At 68.5% G+C, this 21261-nt stretch carries 21 protein-coding genes and 3 pseudogenes; 14 read left to right on the top strand and 10 right to left on the bottom strand.

Annotated features, from left to right (window positions below; all coding sequences use genetic code 11):
• Positions 1–45 precede the first annotated feature (45 nt).
• Positions 46–1917 (top strand): ATP-binding cassette domain-containing protein, encoded by a 1872-nt coding sequence (locus ACFYWQ_RS19435; protein WP_389518049.1) that lies wholly within the window; start codon positions 46–48, stop codon positions 1915–1917.
• A 23-nt stretch (positions 1918–1940) separates the two neighbouring features.
• On the opposite strand, the gene ACFYWQ_RS19430 is transcribed toward ACFYWQ_RS19435, so the two are convergent.
• From ACFYWQ_RS19430 to ACFYWQ_RS19415, 4 genes are all read right to left on the bottom strand, one after another.
• On the bottom strand, positions 1941–2534 hold the full coding sequence (locus ACFYWQ_RS19430) for a hypothetical protein (RefSeq protein ID WP_389518048.1): 594 nt from the start codon (positions 2532–2534) through the stop codon (positions 1941–1943).
• Positions 2531–3718, bottom strand: coding sequence for an MAB_1171c family putative transporter (locus ACFYWQ_RS19425; protein WP_389518047.1), 1188 nt, complete (start codon positions 3716–3718; stop codon positions 2531–2533). The genes ACFYWQ_RS19430 and ACFYWQ_RS19425 overlap by 4 nt, the downstream gene beginning before the upstream one ends.
• Positions 3715–4269, bottom strand: coding sequence for a secondary metabolite protein (locus ACFYWQ_RS19420; RefSeq protein WP_389518046.1), 555 nt, complete (start codon positions 4267–4269; stop codon positions 3715–3717). Before ACFYWQ_RS19420 ends, ACFYWQ_RS19425 begins: the two co-directional genes overlap by 4 nt.
• 148 nt (positions 4270–4417) lie before the next feature.
• Entirely contained in the window at positions 4418–4900 is a 483-nt protein-coding gene (locus ACFYWQ_RS19415) for a helix-turn-helix domain-containing protein (RefSeq protein ID WP_389518045.1), read from the bottom strand.
• Between the two features lie 632 nt (positions 4901–5532).
• Here ACFYWQ_RS19415 and ACFYWQ_RS19410 point away from each other — a divergent pair.
• The 8 genes from ACFYWQ_RS19410 (at position 5533) to ACFYWQ_RS19375 (ending at position 12449) form a co-directional block, all read left to right on the top strand.
• Entirely contained in the window at positions 5533–6438 is a 906-nt protein-coding gene (locus tag ACFYWQ_RS19410; RefSeq protein WP_389518044.1) for a helix-turn-helix domain-containing protein, read from the top strand.
• 2 nt (positions 6439–6440) lie between these two features.
• Positions 6441–7142, top strand: coding sequence for a hypothetical protein (locus ACFYWQ_RS19405; RefSeq protein ID WP_389518043.1), 702 nt, complete (start codon positions 6441–6443; stop codon positions 7140–7142).
• 151 nt (positions 7143–7293) lie between these two features.
• Positions 7294–7950 (top strand): WhiB family transcriptional regulator, encoded by a 657-nt coding sequence (locus ACFYWQ_RS19400; protein ID WP_389518042.1) that lies wholly within the window; start codon positions 7294–7296, stop codon positions 7948–7950.
• Entirely contained in the window at positions 7947–9605 is a 1659-nt protein-coding gene (locus ACFYWQ_RS19395; RefSeq protein WP_389518041.1) for a hypothetical protein, read from the top strand. The genes ACFYWQ_RS19400 and ACFYWQ_RS19395 overlap by 4 nt, the downstream gene beginning before the upstream one ends.
• A complete protein-coding gene (locus ACFYWQ_RS19390) occupies positions 9602–9793 on the top strand; it encodes a hypothetical protein (RefSeq protein WP_389518040.1) in 192 nt (63 codons plus the stop codon). Before ACFYWQ_RS19395 ends, ACFYWQ_RS19390 begins: the two co-directional genes overlap by 4 nt.
• Before the next feature lie 117 nt (positions 9794–9910).
• Positions 9911–10120 carry a hypothetical protein gene (locus ACFYWQ_RS19385; protein WP_389518039.1) on the top strand — a complete coding sequence of 70 codons (210 nt, stop codon included), beginning with the start codon at positions 9911–9913 and terminating at the stop codon, positions 10118–10120.
• Positions 10117–10743: a hypothetical protein gene (locus tag ACFYWQ_RS19380; protein ID WP_389518038.1), complete on the top strand. Its 627-nt coding sequence runs from the start codon at positions 10117–10119 to the stop codon at positions 10741–10743. The genes ACFYWQ_RS19385 and ACFYWQ_RS19380 overlap by 4 nt, the downstream gene beginning before the upstream one ends.
• Positions 10740–12449, top strand: a complete 1710-nt coding sequence (locus ACFYWQ_RS19375) for a relaxase/mobilization nuclease domain-containing protein (protein ID WP_389518037.1) — start codon at positions 10740–10742, stop codon at positions 12447–12449. The genes ACFYWQ_RS19380 and ACFYWQ_RS19375 overlap by 4 nt, the downstream gene beginning before the upstream one ends.
• A 426-nt stretch (positions 12450–12875) precedes the next feature.
• On the opposite strand, the gene ACFYWQ_RS19370 is transcribed toward ACFYWQ_RS19375, so the two are convergent.
• The 3 genes and pseudogenes from ACFYWQ_RS19370 to ACFYWQ_RS19360 form a co-directional block, all read right to left on the bottom strand.
• Positions 12876–13700: a DUF317 domain-containing protein gene (locus ACFYWQ_RS19370; protein WP_389518036.1), complete on the bottom strand. Its 825-nt coding sequence runs from the start codon at positions 13698–13700 to the stop codon at positions 12876–12878.
• A gap of 12 nt (positions 13701–13712) precedes the next feature.
• Positions 13713–14002 (bottom strand): annotated as a pseudogene (locus tag ACFYWQ_RS19365) (hypothetical protein).
• Positions 14003–14112: 110 nt separating this feature from the next.
• Positions 14113–14466: a DUF317 domain-containing protein gene (locus tag ACFYWQ_RS19360; RefSeq protein ID WP_389518035.1), complete on the bottom strand. Its 354-nt coding sequence runs from the start codon at positions 14464–14466 to the stop codon at positions 14113–14115.
• A gap of 203 nt (positions 14467–14669) precedes the next feature.
• Between ACFYWQ_RS19360 and ACFYWQ_RS19355 the strand changes: the two genes are divergently transcribed.
• Entirely contained in the window at positions 14670–15116 is a 447-nt protein-coding gene (locus tag ACFYWQ_RS19355) for a transposase (RefSeq protein ID WP_389518034.1), read from the top strand.
• 97 nt (positions 15117–15213) lie between these two features.
• Positions 15214–15774 carry a hypothetical protein gene (locus ACFYWQ_RS19350; protein WP_389518033.1) on the top strand — a complete coding sequence of 187 codons (561 nt, stop codon included), beginning with the start codon at positions 15214–15216 and terminating at the stop codon, positions 15772–15774.
• Between the two features lie 294 nt (positions 15775–16068).
• Here the strand turns inward: ACFYWQ_RS19350 and ACFYWQ_RS19345 are convergent.
• The 3 genes and pseudogenes from ACFYWQ_RS19345 to ACFYWQ_RS19335 all read right to left on the bottom strand — a co-directional run.
• Positions 16069–16539, bottom strand: a pseudogene (locus ACFYWQ_RS19345) (DUF317 domain-containing protein); the annotation flags it as partial.
• A 30-nt stretch (positions 16540–16569) separates the two neighbouring features.
• Positions 16570–17765 (bottom strand): IS3 family transposase gene (locus ACFYWQ_RS19340; RefSeq protein WP_389518032.1). Its coding sequence is split into 2 segments (ribosomal slippage): positions 16570–17484 and positions 17487–17765, totalling 1194 coding nucleotides; the frame shifts between segments, so codons are not numbered across the junction.
• A gap of 65 nt (positions 17766–17830) precedes the next feature.
• Positions 17831–18082 (bottom strand): annotated as a pseudogene (locus tag ACFYWQ_RS19335) (DUF317 domain-containing protein); the annotation flags it as partial.
• Positions 18083–18427: 345 nt separating this feature from the next.
• Between ACFYWQ_RS19335 and ACFYWQ_RS19330 the strand changes: the two are divergent.
• The 3 genes from ACFYWQ_RS19330 (at position 18428) to ACFYWQ_RS19320 (ending at position 21261) form a co-directional block, all read left to right on the top strand.
• Positions 18428–19219, top strand: coding sequence for a tyrosine-type recombinase/integrase (locus tag ACFYWQ_RS19330; protein ID WP_389518031.1), 792 nt, complete (start codon positions 18428–18430; stop codon positions 19217–19219).
• Positions 19220–19398: 179 nt separating this feature from the next.
• The gene (locus ACFYWQ_RS19325; RefSeq protein WP_389518030.1) at positions 19399–19776 is read left to right on the top strand and encodes a hypothetical protein; all 378 of its coding nucleotides are present in this window, start codon (positions 19399–19401) and stop codon (positions 19774–19776) included.
• Positions 19777–20286: 510 nt separating this feature from the next.
• Positions 20287–21261 (top strand): tyrosine-type recombinase/integrase, encoded by a 975-nt coding sequence (locus ACFYWQ_RS19320; protein ID WP_389518029.1) that lies wholly within the window; start codon positions 20287–20289, stop codon positions 21259–21261.

Below are 21261 nucleotides of genomic sequence, written 5' to 3'. Positions count from 1 at the left end.
CGATGCCGTGGCCTTCCCCCGATCCCGAGACGCAGGGAGACGTGCATGACTTCACCCATCCGATCCGTGCAGCCACCACCCCCTGCGGAGATCACCTACTCGGGGCAGTACTCCGTCAATCCGCTCGGGCAAGCCGGCTTCCGGAGTCTGTGTGCGCAACTCCCTCCCGTTTTGGGGCGCATCGCGGCCATGGCCTGGGCCATCGACCGCCGCGCCGTCCTCCTGCTGCTGGGCTGCCAACTGGCGACCGGCGCGGCAGCCGCCGCGCTTCTGACCGCCACCGCACAGGCCATGGCCCCCGTCCTCGGGGACGGCGCCGTGTCGGACCGGCTGCGCGCAACGCTTCCGGCCCTGGCCGTCGTCGCGGCGGCGAGCGCGGTCGCCCGGACCTCACTGGCCGTGGCCCGCTACGCCGAGCGGCGCGTCACACCGCGGCTGACGACCGCCATGGACACCGCGCTCGTCGAGGCGGTCTGCCGGGTCGAGGCCGCGGCCTATTCGGGAGACGGTTTCTCCGACCGCCAGGAAGCAGCGGAAATGGGCGTGACACGGACCCGCGTCATGGTCATGGACGCCCAGCGGTTCATGTCCGCTCTGATCAAGCTGATCACGGCGGGTGTGGTGGTCACTGTTCTGCACCCTCTGATGCTGCCGTTGCTCCTGCTGGCCGTTGCCCCGGCAGGGGTCGGGGCGGTCCTCACCGCCCGGGTCGACTACGAGATCCACTACGCGAACATCGCCGACCGCAACATCCGGGGCATGACCCGCTGGTGGGCCACGACGCCGAAATACGGGGACGAGGTCCGCGCCAACGGCATGACCGACTACCTCCTGTACTGGTACCGCGCCCTGTCTGAGCGCGTCGACCGGCGCACGGCGGCCGCGGCGCCCCGGACCCTGCGGATCGCGCTGCTGTCCTCGCTCGCGGGTGGAGCGTTCCTCGCCGCGACCTGGGGGACGCTCGCCTGGCTGACGGTGACCGGGCGGATCGCGCCGGCTGTCGCCGCCACCGCGGTGGTCGGCGTACAGACCACGCTGGGCGCGCTGTCCCAGCTCGTCATCGAGGGCGCCGCCGTCTTCCACACCAGCCTGTATCTCGGTGACATGCAGGCATTCTTCGACGATGCCGCCGCTCAGGCACCCAAGCGCGGTACGTCAGCCGTCGTCGCGCCGGTCGAGGAGATCCGGCTGGAGGAGGTCGTCTATCGGTACCCCGGCAAGGAACGGCCCGCGGTGGACGGCGTCTCCCTGACGCTGCGGCGTGGTGAGATCCTCGCCGTCGTCGGTGTGAACGGCTCGGGCAAGAGCACCCTGACCCGTCTGATCACCGGTATCTACCTCGCCGACAAGGGCCGCGTCACCTGGGACGGCACCGACCTCGCCGGCGCCGATCCGGCCACTGTCTGGGCCTGCACCGGCCTTGTGCCGCAGATCTTCGCGCAGTGGCCCTTGCGGGCCCGGGAGAACGTCACCCTCGGCCAGCCCCACAGTCACGACGACCGCGACGTGTGGGACGCCGTCGACGCGGTCGGCATGCGCGAGGCGATCGAGGAACTGCCTGACGGCCTCGACACCCTCCTGGCACGGGAGATCTTCGGCGGCACCGAGCTCTCCGGCGGCCAGTGGCAGCGCCTGGCCTGCTCGCGGGCCTTGTACCGGCGCCCGCCCCTGCTGATCCTGGACGAGCCCACCTCACAGATGGACCCCCGCGGCGAGCACGCCATCTTCGAGAGGATCAAGGCCATCTCCGCCGACCGGATCACCATCGTCGTCACCCACCGGCTGGAGAACACGAAGATCGCCGACCACATCGTCGTCATGGAACGGGGCCGCATCACCGAACAGGGCAACTACGACGATCTCATCCACGCCGCCGGGACCTTCGCCGACCTGCTCCGCCTGTCACAGGAACGGTGAAAGCCGACTCAGCACCCCGCGGATCAGCGCGCCAACTGGAACGCGGCCGCTGCCACGACGGTACCGAGCACCGTGCCGGCCATGACCTGGTTGCGTGTGTGGTCGCGCAGCTCGACACGGGACCAGCCGACGATGACGACCAGGAGAAACCCAAGGGCCATCCAGGCACCGTAGGTTTGCACGAGCATCGCGCACGCCCCTGCCGAGACGGCCTGGTGCACGGAGATCTTCCAGGCGAAGGTGATCACCGCGAGAATCGCCAGGGTGACCAGCATCGACACGATAAGGGCGATCATCGTCCGCGGGGCATCAGCGACGGCCATAAGGAGTATGCCGACCGCCACGGAGAGCAGGATGACGGCCATGACAACCAGCCGCGCAGGCTTGGCTCCGACGTGCCGGTCCCCCCAGTAGCCCTTGCGTATGCCGTGCTTGATGAAGGCTATGGGAATGATGCCGGCGAACAGTGCACCGACCACTCCCCAGGCGACACCGCTCCAGTGCGCCGTGTGCCAGCCGATCAGCAGAGTAACGGCGATGATCCAGTTCTTCGGCTCAAGCCAGTCGGTGATGCGGCGGGCCAGTTTGGACTCCGCGGGAATCACTTCAGTTGTCACGAGGAGCCCCTTTCCAGGCCGCCGGACCGATGGGAGGTGAGCACGTCTTCTAGGTGGTCGAACTCTGCTACGACAGGTGAGTCTCTGTAAGCACGAGATACTGAACAGAGCCAGGAGAGTTCACTCAGCCGATCTTTTCCGGTGACGCCGAGGGCTGGGTATTCAACGCCTTTTAGTGGGCTTCCCGTTCGAGCGGAGCGAACTGCTACCGCCAGCCAACTGGCTTCCGCCACAGCGTCAACTTCTTCTTCCGGTATGCCTTGCTCGGATACGAATACCCGAGCTCTCTCCTGCACCTCCGCTGACACGTATTCACGCAACGCGAGACACGCGTCCTCGATCTCGATGACGCACCTGTCAAGTCGCAGGTTCACACGAGGCTTTGGTATCGAGGTGGAAAGAACAACGAACGGAACTGCGCCGGTAAGACTGCTCCACAGAGGCTGCAGTCGCCTGAGAGTGTTCCAACCTCGGACGTATTCCACTGCCACCGAGAGCGGAGGCAGACATGCACCCAACACGATCGACAGGATCGCCAACTGCTTGAGGGCGGTGGAGACCTGGTTCTGAAGATCCGGGTATCCCGCTCCGGTGAGGATCTCGACGGCCACGAATCCGACCCGCTGCAGGGCATAGAGGCTGCCGAGTAGAGTGCCGAGGCCCAGGAACCCGAGACCGGCCTTGCCCAACAGATTGCGGCTGTGCCGAACGCCGCTGAGGAACAGCCAGGTGGCGACGACCATGGCGGTGCCGATGTACAGGGTGAACACTGCCGTGTAGAGCACCGGATAGATGGCATGCTGCCCCTCACCGACTCGCACTGGCCCGCCAGGCGTCCAGTTGGCCAAGGCGTAGAAGAGCAGCATGAGGGGGAGCGTGACTCCGAGCGCTGCCTGCCTGACGCGGCGGATCAAGCCCTGCGGACGGACCACGGCGATGACGAAGTCCAGGAGGTAGGCCGCGGAGGTGACACCAAGCAGGTGCTTCAGCAGAGGTGGCAGGCCAATGATGCCAACGTTGTCGTTGATCGCATCCCTGACCGCGGGCACTTCAAAGGTCATGGCCGCGGCCAAGGCCGCGAAGGTCAGCGCCAGACTTCGCTGCTTGTGGGAGTGGCGAATGGACGGCAGGCGCCACACGGTCACGAGCCACAGGGAGCCGGCGACGAGGGTGGGCGTGGTCATGATCGGCGGTTCCTTCGGGGATGAACGAGGGCGTCGTCAAGACGCGTGATGGTGCCCGGCCGCCCTGGTTCTCGGCCGGAGTGGGCGAGCTCCTCGAACAGCTCGCCAAGAGCTGAAGCCGCCACCTCGGCGTCGTACTCGGTCTCGCTGTCGTAGCTGGTCCGGCCGAGCGCGGTGAGCACGGCTAACGGGTCGACACTCTCGGGCATGATCGACAGGAGCGACTCCACCACGCCCGCGTTCTCACTTGAGTGCCCCAGCAGCAGATGCGCCAGTTCATGCCGGACGATTTGCGCTCGATGTCGCTCGCTGGTCGCGGCCACATGGAATATGTGGTCTCCCGTCTCGAATGAGATCATGAGACCGCACGGGGCATTGACACCCCCCATGTCGGGCAATTCATGGAGGTGCAGCGGGCGCCCACGCTTGACGGCCAACTGGTGACATACTTCGTTCACCGCATAGGGGTCGGATATCTCGATCCCCCGCAACTGCTCCTCGCACTGCCGCCTCAGCCGCGCTTCTTTCCGCGCGTAACGCCGATTGAACATGAACGAGATCCTTGCTGTGGCCCCCCTTGCTCACCGACCGCAGTGATTAACCGAGGTCGGGAAGGAGCCTCACACAAGCCCGCCGGGTAGCCAAGCCGACCTTGAAGGCAAATTGGTCAAAACGCCCACACAGGTGAGAGATGTCACGTCATTCCTTGGGTTGATCCAAACCCTCGAGGCGACGCGCCTGCTCGATCACCGTCTTGATCATTTTCAGGCTGTCCGCCGAAAGTCCGTTGGCCCGCAAGGCGAGCCCTCGCACGTTGCTGTCTCCAACGGCGGCGATCAACTCCATGGAGGCCCGGATCTTCTCCGACTCTTCAGCATCGAAGTCGGGGAAGAAGTATTGGGGCGTGACGTTGAAGTGACGCGCGAGCGCTTCAACCGTCTTCACGGTCGGGTTCGGCTTGACCCCGGACCGCAACTGCGAGATCGCACTCTCCGAGACGGTCAGGCCGTCCGCACCCCCCGCCTCACGAATGGCGCGAGACACCTCCGCATTGGTGTACCTCTTGCCCGTCGCCGGGTTCTTCACCGTCTCGAAGAGGTGGTTCAGCTTGTCGGCGAGACTCAGCTGCCGACTGCCGGACGCCGGCGAAGGCGCCCCTGCAGACCCGCTGGACTCCACCATCACCTGACTCCTCCCAGAGCACCTAGAGACCCCGACAATACTCCAGTGATGAAACATGGCCAAACCGCCACCCGGAACACCACGGTGTTGACAGGCAGGGATCACTTTGGCGTATGTTCCAACCACGGCAACACCAAAGTGTTGCGACGAAGGTAGGGGTGGCCACTTCCACCTCTACGACGTTCATTGCACACCGGCACCCCACCAGGACCTCTCGTGATCATGCACCCCGTGCCGCGCCAAGCCGCGCGACTTCTACAGACTTTAAGAACCAAGTCTGGATCTTGACACGAGGTCGTGCGTATGTTCGTCCTCCCCAGGCAGACCGCCCGGGGAGGACGACATGGGGAGCTGCGGCATGCACGCCTTCCGGGCCTCGTAAGCCCTCAAACTGCGACGGCGCCCGAGAGGTGCGAACTCCCGGACGCCGAACGCTGCAACGGTACGAACCGCCCCGGCAAGGGCGGACATCGCCACCATCACCACGCTGATCCCTTCCACGGGGCGTCTCAGCGTGGCAATACCAAAGGAGATTGTTGCATGCGCGCCGCCCTGCGCAAAAGGCCCGGCCGTCCGACCTGCACGGCAGCCCACCTGACTCCCGTCCGCCGCCGTGAGGCCGGGAGTAGCCGATGAGCGTCGAAGCCCGCGAGTGGGCCTGGGAGCACAGCTCCAGCCGGGGTACTGCTCGCCTGGTCCTGCTGTCGATCACCGACCGCGTACCGGATGAGCAGTGTGTTGCCTGGGCATCGGTCGCCAGCTTGGTCAAGCGCACGAACGCGAGCCGGACCGCCGTACGCGACGCCCTCGTCTCCCTCGCCGACAGCGGCGAACTAGAGGCGCTGGACCATCTTCAGGGTCCACAGCGCAGCACGGTCTACTTCCTGCCCCGCGCCGCCGCGTGGCTGGCGAAGCTCGAGGAGGCGACGCGGGAGGACCCGCATGCGTACGTCGAACCGCCCGCGGAGTCGGACCCGGTCCCGGAACTCGATGAGAAGCGGCTCCAGCGGCACGGGATATGGCCGAGGAAGGGGGCGGAATCCAGTCCCTCGGAGCGGAATCCGACCGGTGCGGAATCCGGCCCGCTGCAACGGTATCCGACCCCCCGACGTGCCGGAATCCGCACCCGGCAGGGTACGGATCCCGACCCCCAGAACCGTAGTGAACCGAAGGTGAACCGTAGGGACAGCAGTAGTGGTACCGCCGTCACTACGGCTGACGCCTGGCAGATCGACACAGCCAGCCACGCCTGGGCACTCAAGCACGGGCACCTCGACCGCCTCGGCCAAGACGGTCTGCGAGCGGCGGACGTGAAGTGGCGTGCCCACCGCGCCGGCTTCAAGCCCCGGTCGGCGGCTGCCTGGGCTGCCGACTGGCGCTCCTGGGTCGCCCGCGAGCATGCTCCGGACCGCCCCAGACTCCGCGCCCTGCCCGGTGGCGATCCCGCTTCCTCCGGCGGCATGACCCGCGCCGAGGCACACACCGCCGCCCTCCTCGCCGCCCTCAACGAGCCGACGCCGACCGGAACGGAGGCATAGCCATGGACCGCCGCGAAACCGCCGCGCTGCTGGCCTACATCGGCCGACTGGACCCCCGCACCATCCGCACCGACCAGGGCGAAGCCCGCGACCAGATCGAGCAGTGGCACGAGCTGCTCGCCGACGTGCCCCTGGCCACGCCTAACGGCTGGGACGCCCGCGTGGCCGCCCGCCGCCACATCAGCGTCTCGCCCTACCCGATCTTGCCTGCGGACATCGGCCGGCCGTGGGAGAGCTACAAGCGCGACCGCCTCCACCGGCACACCGACCCCACCCCCTCCGCCGACCCGGACGACCAAGCAGCCTGGACCGCCGAGCTGGTCCGTAGGCGCCATGCCGTCGCCACCGGCCAGACTCAGCCCACCGAGTACCGGCAACTCGGCAGCCACGTGATCGATCCGAGGCTGCAGCCGCTGCTGGACAAGGTCGGCTCCTGCATCCCGCAGGAGGCCCGAGCGGCTCTCGCTCCTTGGCGGTCCGCCCGTGCGGCGCACGAGGCTGCCGTCGCCCGGGGCGAACTCGATGTGCTCTCGGTCCGCTGCGAACGGTGTGGGGCTCCGGCCGGCCGACCCTGCCGTATCCGGCGCATCGACCCCGGCGGGTTCCCCCGCGGCAACAAACTGATCACGGAGCCGCACGAGTGCCGCCGCGCCCTCGCCGCCGCCCAGGACGCCTCGCAGGGGCAGCGGCCCGCGATGGCCTGACCGGCCCTGCCCGCTCGCCGGTGCACCCCGCCCGGTGCACCACCGCGACACCACCGTCCCGCCTCGACTGCGGCGCTCCGCCCGGCACCGCCACCGCGTCCTCGCCTCTGGTGCCCGCCGGCCGACGCAGCAGCACATCCGGAGATTTCTCATGCGCCACATCACCACCCACGACACGCCGGCCACCGGCCTGCGCGGCATCGGCGACACCAGCTGGCAACCCCGAGGTGCCTGCCACGGTATGGACCCCCGGGACGCCGACGCCGTCTTCTTCCCCCTCCCGCGGGACCACGCGGCCATCGCCGAGGCGAAAGAACTGTGCAGCCTGTGCCCGGTCCGCCGCGACTGCCTCACCTACGCCTTGGAGCACGACCTCCAGGAAGGTGTCTGGGGTGGGCTGACCGAGGCCGAGCGCCGCCCCTGGCACAAAGGGCTGTCCCAACGCCTGGACTACAGCCGTGTAATCGCCTTCTTCAACGGCCGCGACGTTCACCTGACCGAGGCAGAGCGCGCTGTGGTGATCGACCACGCCTACGTGCGGGGCTGGCGTGCCGACCGGCTCGCCGCCGCCCTGCAGATAAGCCACAAGCACGCCCGGGACCTGTTGCGGCAGGTCGCCAACAAGGTCTTCGACCGCGACCTGACACTCGGCGTACCGCCGAATCCCTACAAGAAGAAGGGGAAGCAGGCGGCCGGCAACCGTCCGGCGGTCACCAGGCCCGGCACGAAGCGGCCGCAGCACCAGCCTGTGGAGCCGCGGTCAGTGAAGTCGACCTCCGTGCAGTCCCCTTTCGGAAAGGCAGCATGACCCGCCCCGTCCTGTCCCTCGGTGCTGCACCGGACCTCTCCCTCCTTCTGTCCATCGGCATCCCCGTCACCGCCATGGTCCTCGCTCTGTCCGGCTGGGCAGTCCGGCGACGGCATCGTCCGCAGAAACGTCTCAGCAGCCTGGCGGTCAAGGTAGCCGCGGTCGCTGCGCTCGGCAGCACCGCCTACAGCGCGGACACCAGTTGGCGGTTCGCCTCCGACTATCTCGACATGGCCGGCACCGCCGAGCGGATCGGTATGTTTGCCGCCGCCGAACTCGGGCTTTTCGCGACCGCGCTGATGGCCCGACAGAACCTCGCCACGGAGGGCGTGCCGGGGCTTCCGGGGACCCTGGTCTGGGTGATCACCGGAGTACAGGTGATCCCCGCCTACGCCGAGAGCGGCCCCGTCGGCGGCACCGTCCGCGCCTTTGTCGGGCCCGTCATGGCGGCGGTGCTCTGGCACCTCGCCATGGGCATCGAACTGCGACTTCGCACCCCGGGCGCCGCCTCCCGCGGTTTGATCGCCACCCTCGGACGGGAAGCACGTGAACGGCTGCTGTCCCGCCTCGCCATCGCCGCACGCGACCGGGACGCTGCCCAAATCACCCGCGACCGCGCCACCGCCCGCGCGGTCGCCATCGCCGCCCGCCTCGCCGAGTACACACCGGAACAACGGCGGAGCCGGCGTGGCCGGCGCCTGACGCGGCGGTTGTCCAAGGCCATCGGCAGGGCCTCGGTCGGCACCGATCCCGACCAGCGCGCTGAGCTGCTCGCCCAGCTCGCCGCCCGTCGGCACGCACTCGCCCTCGTCACGGTCCCCCTTCCCTCCCCCTGGTCCCCGCGCGACGGCATAGGCACCACCCCGGTCCCCGCGTCAGACACCCGGACCACCACGGTCCCCGTCAGCGGTCCCCTCCCCAACACCGAATCGAGTAAGGACCGGGGACCGCGCACCGGTAGGGGACCGGGGACCGTGAAGGGATACACGGGGACCGTCACGGGGACCGGGGACCGACCCTCATGGACCGAGCCCGGGATCCGGGACTGCTCCTCGGGGACCGGGGACCAATGCGAAGCGACTGCGGCGAGCACCGGGGACCGTAATCCAGGGACGGAAGGCTTTGAGGTCGTCGGCCATGCGGATCCCGACGGCCGCGAATGGATCCCCTATCCCGCGATTCAAGCACCTGAGATGCGCGGACGATCTGAGGACATCGGGTCGGGGAACCATCCCGCAGGGGACAGGGTGCCGAAGAACTTCGAACCGCGGACCGATCTCGTCGTGAACCGGGGACCGAACCACGCCGATCCGGGGACCGACTTCCACGGGAACCGGGGACAGGCGGTCCCTGCCCGGGGGCCTTCAGTTCCGAAGGCCACGGGCAGAGGCAAGGCCGGTGGCTCGCCCCGCGGCCCGCAGGCGCAGCGTCCATCGCGTGGGGTGGAGCAGTCTGTGGAACGGCTTGTCGAGCAGGTTCGGCCTCATGTCCCCGCGCTGCTCGCGCGGGATGGGAACGAGGCCGTCACCCGGGTCCAGCTGCGGGAGATCCTGCGGCGCGAGGGCCTCAAGGGCGGCCGTAACGACCGACTCAGCCTCGTCCTGCAACAACTGCGCAGCGAGGGAAACATCATGACGACAAGGAGCACCCGGTGAAAAACTGCCACCAGTTCGCCATGCTGCGTGGGGAGTACGAGCGGGAGATCGGCTACCTGAGCGCCCACGCCGCCCGGTATGCCGGCAAGCCGGCGGCGAAGTCCAGCGCGACGACCGCTGCATCCACGAAAGCGCGGATGGCCAGGGCGCTCAACAGCCACGTCCAGCGGTGCCCCGAGTGCGGCTGACCAGCAGAGCAGCACGCCAAAGCGCCTGTTTGTCCCAGGTGGCCCGGCTCCTGCCGGGCCACCACCCCCGCCCTGCTCCTGGGAGGCGCCCTTGTGATTCCCCATCCATCCCGCTCCATGTCGAGGGCTGTCGAGGCAAGCGCCTGGGCGGACGTCCTGGTTCGCCGACGGCTCCTGCACTCTGCGGTCCTCACCCCGGACGGGCAGTGGCTCGTCCAGCACACGCCCGACGGCCCCGTCCACGTCCTGCCTGGGCCGTCGGACGTTCTCGAACTGGCCGCCGCCATCCAGCACCGCATCCGCTCCACGAGGACCCGTACCCGATGACCAACCCGTCCGAAAACGGCAACGCCCCAGAACCCGCTCCTGACCTCAACGCGGTACTGGAGCGAGCAAGTTGGGGCGTAAGCGTAGCTTCCGCCATGCCCGCCCCCGAGGGGGCGGGAGAGGACCTGCACCGGGGGGTGCAGGTCCAGCAGGCTTCGACCGAGGGCGGATCGAAGCCGGTACAGGAGCAGCAGTCGACCGCGCGCTCCAGCCGCCGTGAGCACGCTGTGCGCGCCCGTCAGCGTCCGCGTCAGCCGCGCGAGAAGAAGCGCCTGCACCAGCCCAACGCACGCTTCAACGATGAAGAGTTCGCCGTGATCAAGTCCGCCGCCGCCCGGTGCAACCTGTCCGTCGCCGGGTTCCTCGCCCGATCCGCGCTCGCCGCCGCCCGCGATCTCGACCGCACCAGCGCTACGATCGCCGACGAACGCGCAGTGATCACAGCCTTGTTCGACAGCCGGCGCAAGCTCGGCTGGGCCGGAAGCAACCTCAACCAAGCCGTGAAGGCACTCAACTCCGGCGTCGGGGCCCCACAGCTCGAAGCGGCCGTCGCCGCCGTCCGGCGCGCCGCCGTAGCCGTGCACGAAGCATCCGCCCGGCTGATCGAACAGCGCACCACGTGATCCCCAGCGTGAACCATCCCGGTGACCGCACCATCGGACTGCTCGCCTACCTTTACGGTCCGGGCAGACACGAGGAGCACACCGATCCGCACCTCGTCGCCTCCTTCGACGGCATGTCGCCCGACCCCGGCCGTGACCCGAAGGCGACGCTCAAGGATCTGCAAGCTCTCCTCGACCAGCCTGTGCTGGCTCTGCCCGAGCATGCCCGACCCGCCAAGCATGTCTGGCACACCTCCGTGCGCGCCACTGCCGACGACCGCGTCCTCACGGACGAGGAGTGGGGCGAAATCGCCCGGCGTATCGTGGCCGCCACGGGCATCGACCCCGGGGAGGGCGAGCCCGGCTGCCGCTGGGCCGCAGTACGCCACGCAGACGACCACATCCACATCGTCGCCACCCTCGTCCGCGAGGACGGCAGCCGTCCCGACGACTTCCGCTCCGGCAAACGCGCCCAGGCCGAATGCCGCCTGATCGAGAAGGAACTCGATCTCCATCAGGTCGCACCCGGTGACGGGACCGCCGCCCAGCGCCCGACCAGCGCAGAGCGCCACAAGGCCGAGCGTCAGGGCCGGGAGCGCACGGCCAGGGAGGAGCTGCGCGAGACGGTGCGGCGCGCGGTGGCCGGCGCGACCAGCGAAGCCGAGTTTTTCGACCGTCTGGCTGCCGCCGGCCTCCTCATCCGCAAGCGAGCCGCCCCTTCCGGTGACCTGCTCGGTTACAAGGTCGCCCTGCCCGACGACCGCAATAAGGACGGTGAGCCGGTGTTCTACCCCGGCGCCCGTCTCGCGCCGGACCTGTCCCTCCCCCGGATCCGGGAACGGTGGTCCGCCGACGCTCACGACCTGGACCCCACCGCAACGGGGCTTGTCTCGCGGCCGGCGCCGGGCGGCCCTGCGGGTGCCCGCCGGCGTACGGCCTCGGCCGTGTGGCAGGCGATGCTGGTCGTCGAGGGCGGTAAGGACGCGGTCGCCGCCGCCCAGATCGCGGCGGCCGGGGAAGTCCTGGACGCCCTCGCAACGACCTCCGCCGCCCACACCCGGAGCGAATTGCGTCAAGCCGCCTTCGTGTTCGAGCGTGCCTCCCGCTCCCACGTCCGTGCCGAACGTGGGCATGACCAGGCGCTGCGCGAAGCCGCCCGCGCCCTCGTGCGAAGCGGCCCGGCTCTCGGCCGTGGCGAGGACGGCGCGACGACGGCTATGGCGATCGACATGCTGTTCTTCCTCATCACCGCGGCAAGCCACTGGCACGCCAAGAAGGGGCACGCCCAGCAAGCCGCCGCAGCCCGCCAGGCCGCCGCCCACCTGCGCGCCGCCTACCAGACCGCCGCTGTCCAGCCCCTCGGCGCCCTCTACCAGCGCGGCCGGCACCTGAGCCGGCCTCTGCTGCACCGGCAGACCGCAGTGCTGCGCGAAGCGCTGCCACAGCTTGCCGAGCAGATTCGGGCCGAGCCCGGCTGGTACGCGCTCGCCGCCACCCTCGCCGACGCCGAAGCCGCCGGCCACAACCCGGCCGCCCTCCTGGACGACGCCGCCGGGCGCCGGGAACTGAGCACGGCCGACTCCGTCAGCGACGTTCTCGTATGGCGGCTGCGCCGGACCGCAGACCTGCCCGCCGACACCAGCCATGCCGTTCCCGTCAGCCCCAAGGCCGAAGTGTCCGTCCGGCGGACAACCCGACGACCGGAGGCGCGACGTGGGCGTTCCTGACTGTGCACTCTGCGCATGGATGAGGTCACGGGACCTGGGCACGATCATGACGTGAGCAGGACGAGGCAGAGCAGAATCACCCGAGTACTCAACCAGATACGCAGCAGGCGCAGGTCGCACATCGACGAGCTGCGCCGTGTACATGAGCAGATGCGGGCGGAGCTGGAAGGCTAGGGGCCGCTGAACGTGCTGCGGATACAGGCCGAGGGCCAGGCCGCGGCCGTCGTGTCCGCGTGGATGATGTCCTCCTGGTTGTCTCCGGCTCACCAACCCTTTTCGACCTTCACCTCGCCAGGGACCTCGCATAGGTGGCAGAAGCCCGCTGACGCCCGGAGCCACACCAATGCCCGGGAAGCCGGGCCACCCCTGAGAGGGGTGGCCCGGCTTCCCGGGCATTGAGGAGGAGGGCTTGCTGCACGCCTGCCGTCAGGTGGCCGGTGCGCGCAGGAGCCGGGCCTGGGTGCTCTCGGGCAGCACACGGCGCAGGACCGGTGCGGTCGAGCTGAGAGAGCTGGCGAACGCGGCGACCAGGTCGTGGGGCGTGCTGGCACTGAAGGAAGCGGCCCACAGGCAACGTGCGCCCGGCACAGGCTCGGCCCATGCCTGCCAGCCGACCAGCCCCGGCTCACCCGCCTCGCTGATCAGGGCACCGCGCGGGTCAGCGTCCTGAATGAGTGGCGGTACGTCGCCGAGGCTGATCTGCGTGGCGAACGTCGGATCGATCGCGGCTGTGGCGGACTGGTCGATGTCGCGGATCCAGCCGTGCGCGGTGACCGCGTCGATGACCAGTTCGGGGCCGCCGAGCGGCGTAGCGGGCTGGTCGCGGGCATCGACCGCGGTGAGGAAGTCAACGAGGACTTCTCCGGGGACGTCGGAGGTGAAGTAGGCAGACCACTGCGCGAGCGGGTTGCCGACATCCTGGCGGGCACTGATCTGCCAGGCGATCGGCAGGTCCCCCAAGTGGAACGGCTCATCCGCGAGGACCCATTGGGCCCAGCGCAGGGCGTCGGGGCTGATGTGCAGGACGGTGCTGCGCAGGACCTGCCGATCCTCCGGCTGCTCGTCCGGCTCCTGCCGTCCGCGGACGATCGTCAGGCTCGTCCAGCCAAGGCCGGCAAGCGTGTCGGCGATGGCGTCGTAGAGGCGTCCATCGTCGCCGGCCAGGTGCCGGGGACCGACCCAGTACATGCGCTGTGCCGGGTTCGGGTTGGACGGATCGAGGGGGAAGTCGGCGTTCAGGGGCGCCTCCAAAGACTGGCAAGGCTACTTGCTGACGGCGGTGCGGCGGAGGTGGCACGGGGGCAACTGGACCGGGGCAGCCAGGCCAACAGAACAGCGACCTCGGGCGGGAGGTGCCCGAGCTGGGTGTCAGCGTCACAGCCCTCCGCGAGATAGACGACCTTCTGCCCGGTCTCGTCCGTGGCCTGGACGACTTGTTCGAGGCGGTGGGCCATCGGGAAGAACGGGTTCATGGCCTGCCGCACCGGAGCGGAGCGCTTGCAGCCGGACAAGAGATCGATGAGATCGGCGACGGTCATCTCCGTGCATGCCACGGTCAGCCTCCTTGCAAGGGGACACGGGTCGGGCGGGCTTGATATGTATCCCGCCGGTGAGCGAAGGGCAGCAGCCTCCGCGGGAGAGCGAATCCGGTAGGTCCGTCGTGTTACACGCGTCGAGAGGTCTCCAGCACGCACGCCACGGCAGCGGCGACGATGTCGGCCGGCGTCTCCACATCGAAGGAGATCTGATAGCCGGGTACCCGGGCTGTTCCGGTGACGGCGATCTTCCAGCCCTCGCCGTCGGTGCCGGGGCGGCCAAGCGGGAACCAGCCGAGGTAGAACCGGCCGTCCTTCGAGCTGACGTGCACATCCGCGCGGTCGTCCACAACGAGGTTGAAGTCGTCGGCGGAGAACTGGTCCGTGACGAGCGTGGGCTGGCCAGGACCAAGCTGCCACTCGCGCAGGCGCAGCGCCTCGATGGTGGTGGCGAATCCAGGGCTCGCAGGAGCCGAGGTCACGAGACATCACCTCTCTGACCTGGTGTTTTCTGGGGAAGGTCGTCTACGTTGACATGCCTCTCGGAGCGTTGGCCAGTCGTTAGGCGATCTTTCCTGTCTGCCCCCGGCGAACTGCTGTCCCTTGCTCTCCAACCGAGTCGTTTGCCAGCGAACCTAGTGCTCTGACCGCGTAGGTTCGCCGGGTTGGACGTCGTGGCGGTTGGATGTGCGGTGACGTCCGTTCCGACCGCTGGAGGCGCGGTGGCCGAGCGTGTCCGTGTGTACAGACTGACCGACCAGGAAGGGCAGAAACTCTGGCCGCGCTGAAGACGATTCACGCCGCACGGCCCGACGGCGCCCCGATCTACGTGATCCTCGACAACCAGGCCGCCAACAAAGGCACCGACATCCGCCGCTGGGCGAAGAAGAACGAGGTCGAACTGTGCTTCACCCCGACCTACGCCTCCCGGGCGAACCCAATCGAGGCCCGCTTCGCACCGCTGCGGCAGTTCACCATCGCCGATTCGAACCATCCCAACCACACCGTGCGGACCCGGGCCCTGCACGCCTACCTGGGCTGGCGCAACGCCAACGCCCGCCACACCGCGACGTCCCGGCCGCGATCTGGCGATCATCTGAAGATCACTGCGGCCCCTGGCAGCCGGGGGTAGCTCGCACCTGACGGCACCCGGCTGGCTGCTCATCGGTAATTGGCATGATGGGCGGCAGCACGATTTCAGATGTCTCCAGGGGGCGACTATGACGGTCATGACCGAAGCCGATTCCGGAGTCGCCGATCGGGACGAGTGGTCCTACGCACCGGCTGTCGGCGTCGGACCGCTCCGGTTCGGTATGACCGTCGACGAAGTGGTCGAGGCGGCTCAGGTTCTCGGCCAGACGCGGGTCAGCGATTGCGCACGAACCCACGCGATCTTCTCACCGACTTGGAAGATCGAGGTTCGTCGCGGGGCGGCCCCTTCTCCGCCGGCCGTCACGGCCTACGTGAGCCGGGCTGTGGGACTGTTCTGCATCGCAGCCGATGCCGTCCACGGCCCCCAGGTCGGGTACGACGGAATCTCGCTGGTCGGCAGGGACCTGTCGGAACTGGAGAGCGACGCAATCGCGCATGCCGAGGCAGTGGACAGGCACTTTCGCTACACGCCGGAGGGCTATGCAGGACCGGATGATCCCGGAGTGGTCATGCGCGGGCAACTCGTCGGGCAGGTCCTGCGATCGCGTCCGTTGTTCATGGTGACGCGGGACGGCGCGCATACCGAATGGGACTCGATGCCTTCCGAGGAGTATCGCCACGGTCAGTCAACGACCTGACTTGGCTTGACTCGTGACAAGGGGTGAAGGAGATCGCCGACCCATCGTCGGCTGGGTCCACGCGAGACCGGAAGCCGGGGCCGCGTCAACCGGAACTCGGACCCCCGGCACGACGATATGGGGCCACCTGAAGCCGGGCCAATTCAGACCGTTAACGCCAAATCGGCCGCTGGCCCCGCCAAGACAGCCAGCCCAGAGACCACCGGGGCAGTCACGCCAGGTTGGCGCTCCGCCCTGCATCCACGGCGGGCGAATCTGGATGGCCGCCTGATCGAGTGCTGCGGCGAGGAACGTTCAGCCACGGGTGCCCGGCAGGGCCGGGCGGCTGGTGGTGCTCCAGCGCGGGACGCTGGCCGTGGGCAGCACGGCTGAGCTTCGCGAAGCGGCTCGCTGCACATCGAGTGGCGTGGCGGCCGACGGAAGGGCCGGGGTGAGCTGAGCGTGATCCTTGACGTAGCTGTAGGTGTCGTCCCTCCAGCGGGGCAGCGGCGCGGGATTGACCACGCACACGGTCACGGCCCGCAGGAGGGCGATGGGGGTGTCGGTGCTGGCGGTGGCGTACCAGAAGGGGCGGTTGGATGAGGCGCCAGCCCACAGGTGCCAGCGGGCTTCGCGGGTGGTCAGTTCAGCTTCCGGCTCGAGGTCGTCGGCGGTGTACTCCAGGGTGGCGAGCCCGTCGGGTGCGGTGATGGCGAAGGTGTCCCAGCGGGGGCGTGCGAGCTGCCAGCCGCGGTTGACCAGTGGAGCGACGGCCAGGAAGGGCGAGCTTTGCCCTATTCCGTGGACACTCGCGCGTTATGCGACCAGCCCCAGGTTATCGATGGTGCTGGCATGGTGCCGTTCATAGTCGACTGGGCTTCGGTAACCGAGGGCCGAGTGACGCCGGCTGCGGTTGTACCAGGCCATCCAGGCGAAGACCGCCATGCGGGCCTCGGGCCTGGTCAGCCACCGTGAACCGTAAAGCAGTTCGCGCTTCAACGTGGCGAAGAAGGACTCCGCCAGGGCATTGTCGTAGCTGGAGCCGACTCGGCCCATCGAGCGCCGTATGCCGTGCGTGCAGCAGACCTGCGCGAACGCCGCAGATGTGTACTGGGCCCCGCGGTCCGAGTGGAACACCACGCCGCGCACGTCACCGCCGCGGGCCTCGACGGCAGACGTCACCGCGTCGACGACCAGGCCGGCTTGCATGTGCTCGGCGAGCGACCAGCCCACGACCCGCCGCGAGTGCATGTCGATCACCGTCGCCAGATACATCCAGGACCCGCCAACCGGCAGATACGTGATGTCGCCGCACCAGCGCACGTCCGGCGCCGGAGCCTCGAACGCGCGCTCGACCAGATCGGGCGCCGGCGGCACGCTCTTGTCCGCGACCGTGGTCCGAGCCTTCCGCCGCAGATGCCGGCCGGCCAGACCGCGCTCGCGCATCAGACGGGCGACTCGCTTGTGGTTCACCGGACCGTGCCGCTCCCGGATCTCGCGGGTGACCCTGGGGACGCCGTAGGCGCCATTCGACTCTTCGTGGATCTCCGCGATGCTTGCGGCCAGGTCCTCGTCGGCTGCTCTGCGTGCTGCCCGGGCGGCCGCCGCCGCGGTCCACCGGTAGAAGCCGGACGCGGAGACGGTCAGAACCCGGCACAGCCGCTGCACTCCATACAGGTGACGATGATCGGAGATGAACCGCCAGCGGCCGGTCATCGACCCATCTCCTTGGCAAAATACGCGGCTGCCTTGCGCAGGATCTCCTTCTCCAGCTCCAGCTCACGGACCTGCTTGCGCAGCCTGCGCAGTTCCTCCCGCTCCTCCGGGTTCAACGGGCCCTCACCGCCCGCGCCCGAGGGCGACGCGGCAGCGCGTGACCGTGCGACCCACTGGCGCAGCGATTCCGGGTTGACACCCAGCTCGCGCGCCACCGACGAGATGCGTCGCCCGCTGGACTCCACCAGCGCGACCGCGTCCCGCTTGAACTCCCCCGAGTACCTCGCAGTACCCATGAGGACATCCTCTCCACGAACCCCAAGATCCGCTTCTCAGAAGTGTCCACTGTTGGGGGTGAAGCCCAGGGATCGCGGTCGGTGCTTCCGGCAACTGGCCGGGCGAGGTAGTGGTCCGGGCCGTGCTGGTATGCCTCGGCAAGTGCGGTGGTGAAGGCGGTGACCAACTCCGTGGGGCAGGAGTCGTTGAAACAGACACCCCAGACGGGCGGGCCGAAGGCGTCCTTGTAGGCGTTGATGCGCCATAGGCCGTCGTCTTCCCCCTCGGGGAGGTAGCCGAGCCGCACCTTGCCGTCCGGGGCCGTGAGGTAGGCGTTAGAAGTTACGTGGAATCACTTGCGAGGCTGTCGGTCTCGTAACGGACCCCACGGGCTGAAGGGAACAGCGGTACCAGATGGTCGAGCTGAGGGAGAAGTGGCCGATACTCGGTCGGCATGAGCAGGCTGCGGGCTGGCTGAAGGTATGGCAGGACTTGCGGTGGGCGCCGAGGACGATCGATGCCTATGCCCGGGGGCTGGCGGAGTATCTGGAGTTGTGCGAGCGGGAGAATGTGGACTCGGGGCGTGGGCCACGCTGCCCATATCGCTCTGCATGTACGGGAACTGGGGTCACGGCCGAGCCGTCGGGGCGCCAGCGTCGTCGCTCTGGAATCGGGTGCCGGGTTGTCGAACGCGACGCTCCAGCAGCGTCTGGTGTCGGTTCGGTTGTTCTATGACTTCCTGGTCGAAGAGGGGCTGCGCCAGGACAATCCCGTGGGCCGGGGCCGCTACACTCCTGGGGCCCACAGCGGCGGGCGACAGCGCGGGTTGGTGCGCAAGCTGGAGAAACTTCCCTGGATCCCCAGCGATGAGCAGTGGCGGGCCGTTCTGTCGGTAGCTGCCGCCGAGCCGGTGCGCACCCGGCTGATGCTGGCTCTGGCCTACGATGCGGCGCTACGGCGGGAGGAGTTGTGCTTGCTGCGCACCGACGATCTGGATCCGGGGCGGCGGCTGGTGCGGGTGCGAGCGGAGACCACCAAGAGCCGTCGGGAACGAGTGGTGCCCTACTCGGCGACGACCGGGGTCCTGCTGTCGCAGTACCTGATGCACCGGGCCATGGTCAGCCGGGCGCGCGGGGGACTGTTCCTGTCCGAGTCGCGGCGCAACTGCGGTCAGCCGCTGAGCCTGTGGACGTGGTCGAAGGTGGTACGCCGGATCGCCGAAGCGGCCGGGGTGGAGCGCTTCTCGACGCACACTACGCGGCACTTGTGTCTGACCGACCTGGCACGGATGGGCTGGGAGGTGCACGCGATCGCCATCTTCGCCGGGCACCGGCACACTGACACCACCATGCGCTACATCCACCTCTCGGGCCGGGACCTGGCTGAGAAGTTCGCACGCGGGATGGAGCACATCCATGCCCGGCGGGTCGCGCTGCTGAGCGCCGGCGCCGAGGGCACCGGAGGGCCGCAGTGACTGCGCTTGCCTCAACTGCGGGGAAGACGGCCCCCGAGTGGGCCTGGCCGCTGGACGGCGTGTCCTGGGACCGGGACCCGCAACTGAGCGCTGCTGAGTGTGGGGTACTCGTACAGGCAGGCCCGAGGCTGTTTCATTCTTCCCGGCTGAGCCGGACGGAACGCGGTGCGCTGGCGCGGTTGCTCGGGCCGCTGGAGCAGGTGCGTTCGTGCCTGTGGATCCCGGACAAGCCCGGACATCACCGGTGGGTCGACTACCAGGCGGTCGGGATGTTGCTTGTGCGCACCGCCGAGGCCGGTTTGGCGTGGTGGAGCTGGGACCAGAGTGTGCGGACCCGTGTGATCGGGTCTGACGCGCAGGAATGGAGCCGCCAGTGGCCGGCGCAGGCATCGCGGGCATGCCGCCTCCGCCTGCTGGCCTACGCCTACCTCCTGGGCGCGCCCGTGGACGAGGCCCTGTTCCTCTGCTTCGAACGGCTGCGCCTGGCCCGCACCGTCTTCGGCCCTGAGATCGTGGACCGGGAGGTCGACACCGTTTACGGCTTGCTGCGCGGCTGAGGATACCACCTTGAGGCGGCGGGCAACCACGCGGTACGCACTTTGATTGCGCACGCGATGCTCTTCAACCGGAGCCCCATGCTGGCAGATATGGACGCGGCGTTGCTGGAACGCCTACGTCAAGCAGTGCTTTCCTCCGGGAGGGCCTCCGGTGACCTGCACTCTCTCCAGCGGGCGCTGGCGGCGTTGGGAAAGTGCGAGCCGCCCATCGCCCGCAACGAGACCTTGCTGACTGAGCTGCGGGCCCAGCGGTGGACGGATGTATCGGCGCCGTGGGCCAAGATCGCCTCCCGGTGATTCGACACATCCACACTCAGCCGCAATGTCCGCCTGGCCTACCGCCAGGATCTCGCCCGCATGGGCCGGTGGCTGACTGCCGAGCATCCACAGATCACCGAGCCCGCTCAGTGGACTCGGGCGACCTGCGCGGCCTGGGTGGCCACAGTGGACCGGATGCGGATCGGTGATTACGTCGAACGCAGCGCGACCCGTGGCGTGTTCGGAGACCCTATGTCCCCCTCCACCAAGGACAGCGCGCTCACCGCCAGCCGCGCGTTCTTCCGTGACCTGCAGGAGTGGGAGTGGATCCCCCGCCGGTTCGATCCAGGGCGCGCTCTGGAGACGCCTCGCAGCATCCGCGCGCTGCTGGGCCCCAACCCCCGCGTCATCGCCGACGAGGTATGGGCGAAGCTGCTGTGGGCCGGTATCAACCTCACCTCCGAGGACCTGCCCACGACCAGCAGCGGCCCGCGCTATCCCTTCGAGCTCTCGCGCGCCATGGTGCTGACTTGGCTGTTCAGCGGCCAACGCAGCGACGAGATCCGCCGCCTGCGCACCGGATGCGTCCGCTGGCAGCACGACGGCACGGCCGTGAGTCCGGACGCCGTAGACGTCCTCGCCCGTGACGCCGTCTGCCTGCTGGATGTCCCGGCCCACAAGACCGGTACGAGCTTCACCAAGCCGGTCGACCCGCTGCTCGGGCAGGCGATCGAGGTGTGGCAGGCCGTCCGTCCGGAGCAGCCGTTGATGCTGGACGCCAAGACCGGCGAGCGCGTGGCGTTCCTGTTCGCCCACCGTGCCAAGCGTGTCTCCAAGGACTACATCAATCGCACGATCATCCCGGCGCTGTGCACGAAGGGTGGGGTCCCCGCCAGCGACGTCCGCGGCAAGATCACCAGCCACCGGGCCCGCAGCACCATCGCCAGCCAGCTCTACAACGCCAAGGAGCCGATGACCCTTTTCGAGCTGCAGGCATGGCTCGGACACCGGTCGCCCAGCTCCACGCAGTTCTACGCGAAGATCTCCCCCCAGACGCTGGCCAAGGCATACAGCGAAGCCGGCTACTTCGCCCGGAACGTGCGCACCATCGAGGTCCTCGTCGACCGTGACGCCGTCGTCTCCGGCGCGGCGGCCGCTGGCGAGCCCTGGCAGTACTACGACCTGGGCCATGGCTGGTGCACCTACTCCTTCTTCGAACAGTGCTAG

Origin of the sequence: Streptomyces sp. NPDC003247 (assembly GCF_042888135.1) — a bacterium.
Classification (GTDB): domain Bacteria; phylum Actinomycetota; class Actinomycetes; order Streptomycetales; family Streptomycetaceae; genus Streptomyces.
This window is presented reverse-complemented; position numbering and strand designations above follow the sequence as displayed.

What these genes read in the sequence shown, in the direction of transcription:
- ACFYWQ_RS19320 (WP_389518029.1), top strand. Translation starts at nt 20,287, where the DNA reads ATGTCCCCCTCCACCAAGGACAGCGCGCTCACCGCCAGCCGCGCGTTC.
- ACFYWQ_RS19425 (WP_389518047.1), bottom strand. Translation starts at nt 3,718, where the DNA reads ATGACCACGCCCACCCTCGTCGCCGGCTCCCTGTGGCTCGTGACCGTG.
- ACFYWQ_RS19350 (WP_389518033.1), top strand. Translation starts at nt 15,214, where the DNA reads ATGACCGAAGCCGATTCCGGAGTCGCCGATCGGGACGAGTGGTCCTAC.
- ACFYWQ_RS19385 (WP_389518039.1), top strand. Translation starts at nt 9,911, where the DNA reads ATGTCGAGGGCTGTCGAGGCAAGCGCCTGGGCGGACGTCCTGGTTCGC.
- ACFYWQ_RS19410 (WP_389518044.1), top strand. Translation starts at nt 5,533, where the DNA reads ATGAGCGTCGAAGCCCGCGAGTGGGCCTGGGAGCACAGCTCCAGCCGG.
- ACFYWQ_RS19420 (WP_389518046.1), bottom strand. Translation starts at nt 4,269, where the DNA reads ATGTTCAATCGGCGTTACGCGCGGAAAGAAGCGCGGCTGAGGCGGCAG.
- ACFYWQ_RS19400 (WP_389518042.1), top strand. Translation starts at nt 7,294, where the DNA reads ATGCGCCACATCACCACCCACGACACGCCGGCCACCGGCCTGCGCGGC.
- ACFYWQ_RS19405 (WP_389518043.1), top strand. Translation starts at nt 6,441, where the DNA reads ATGGACCGCCGCGAAACCGCCGCGCTGCTGGCCTACATCGGCCGACTG.
- ACFYWQ_RS19395 (WP_389518041.1), top strand. Translation starts at nt 7,947, where the DNA reads ATGACCCGCCCCGTCCTGTCCCTCGGTGCTGCACCGGACCTCTCCCTC.
- ACFYWQ_RS19380 (WP_389518038.1), top strand. Translation starts at nt 10,117, where the DNA reads ATGACCAACCCGTCCGAAAACGGCAACGCCCCAGAACCCGCTCCTGAC.
- ACFYWQ_RS19355 (WP_389518034.1), top strand. Translation starts at nt 14,670, where the DNA reads ATGTGCGGTGACGTCCGTTCCGACCGCTGGAGGCGCGGTGGCCGAGCG.
- ACFYWQ_RS19415 (WP_389518045.1), bottom strand. Translation starts at nt 4,900, where the DNA reads ATGGTGGAGTCCAGCGGGTCTGCAGGGGCGCCTTCGCCGGCGTCCGGC.
- ACFYWQ_RS19435 (WP_389518049.1), top strand. Translation starts at nt 46, where the DNA reads ATGACTTCACCCATCCGATCCGTGCAGCCACCACCCCCTGCGGAGATC.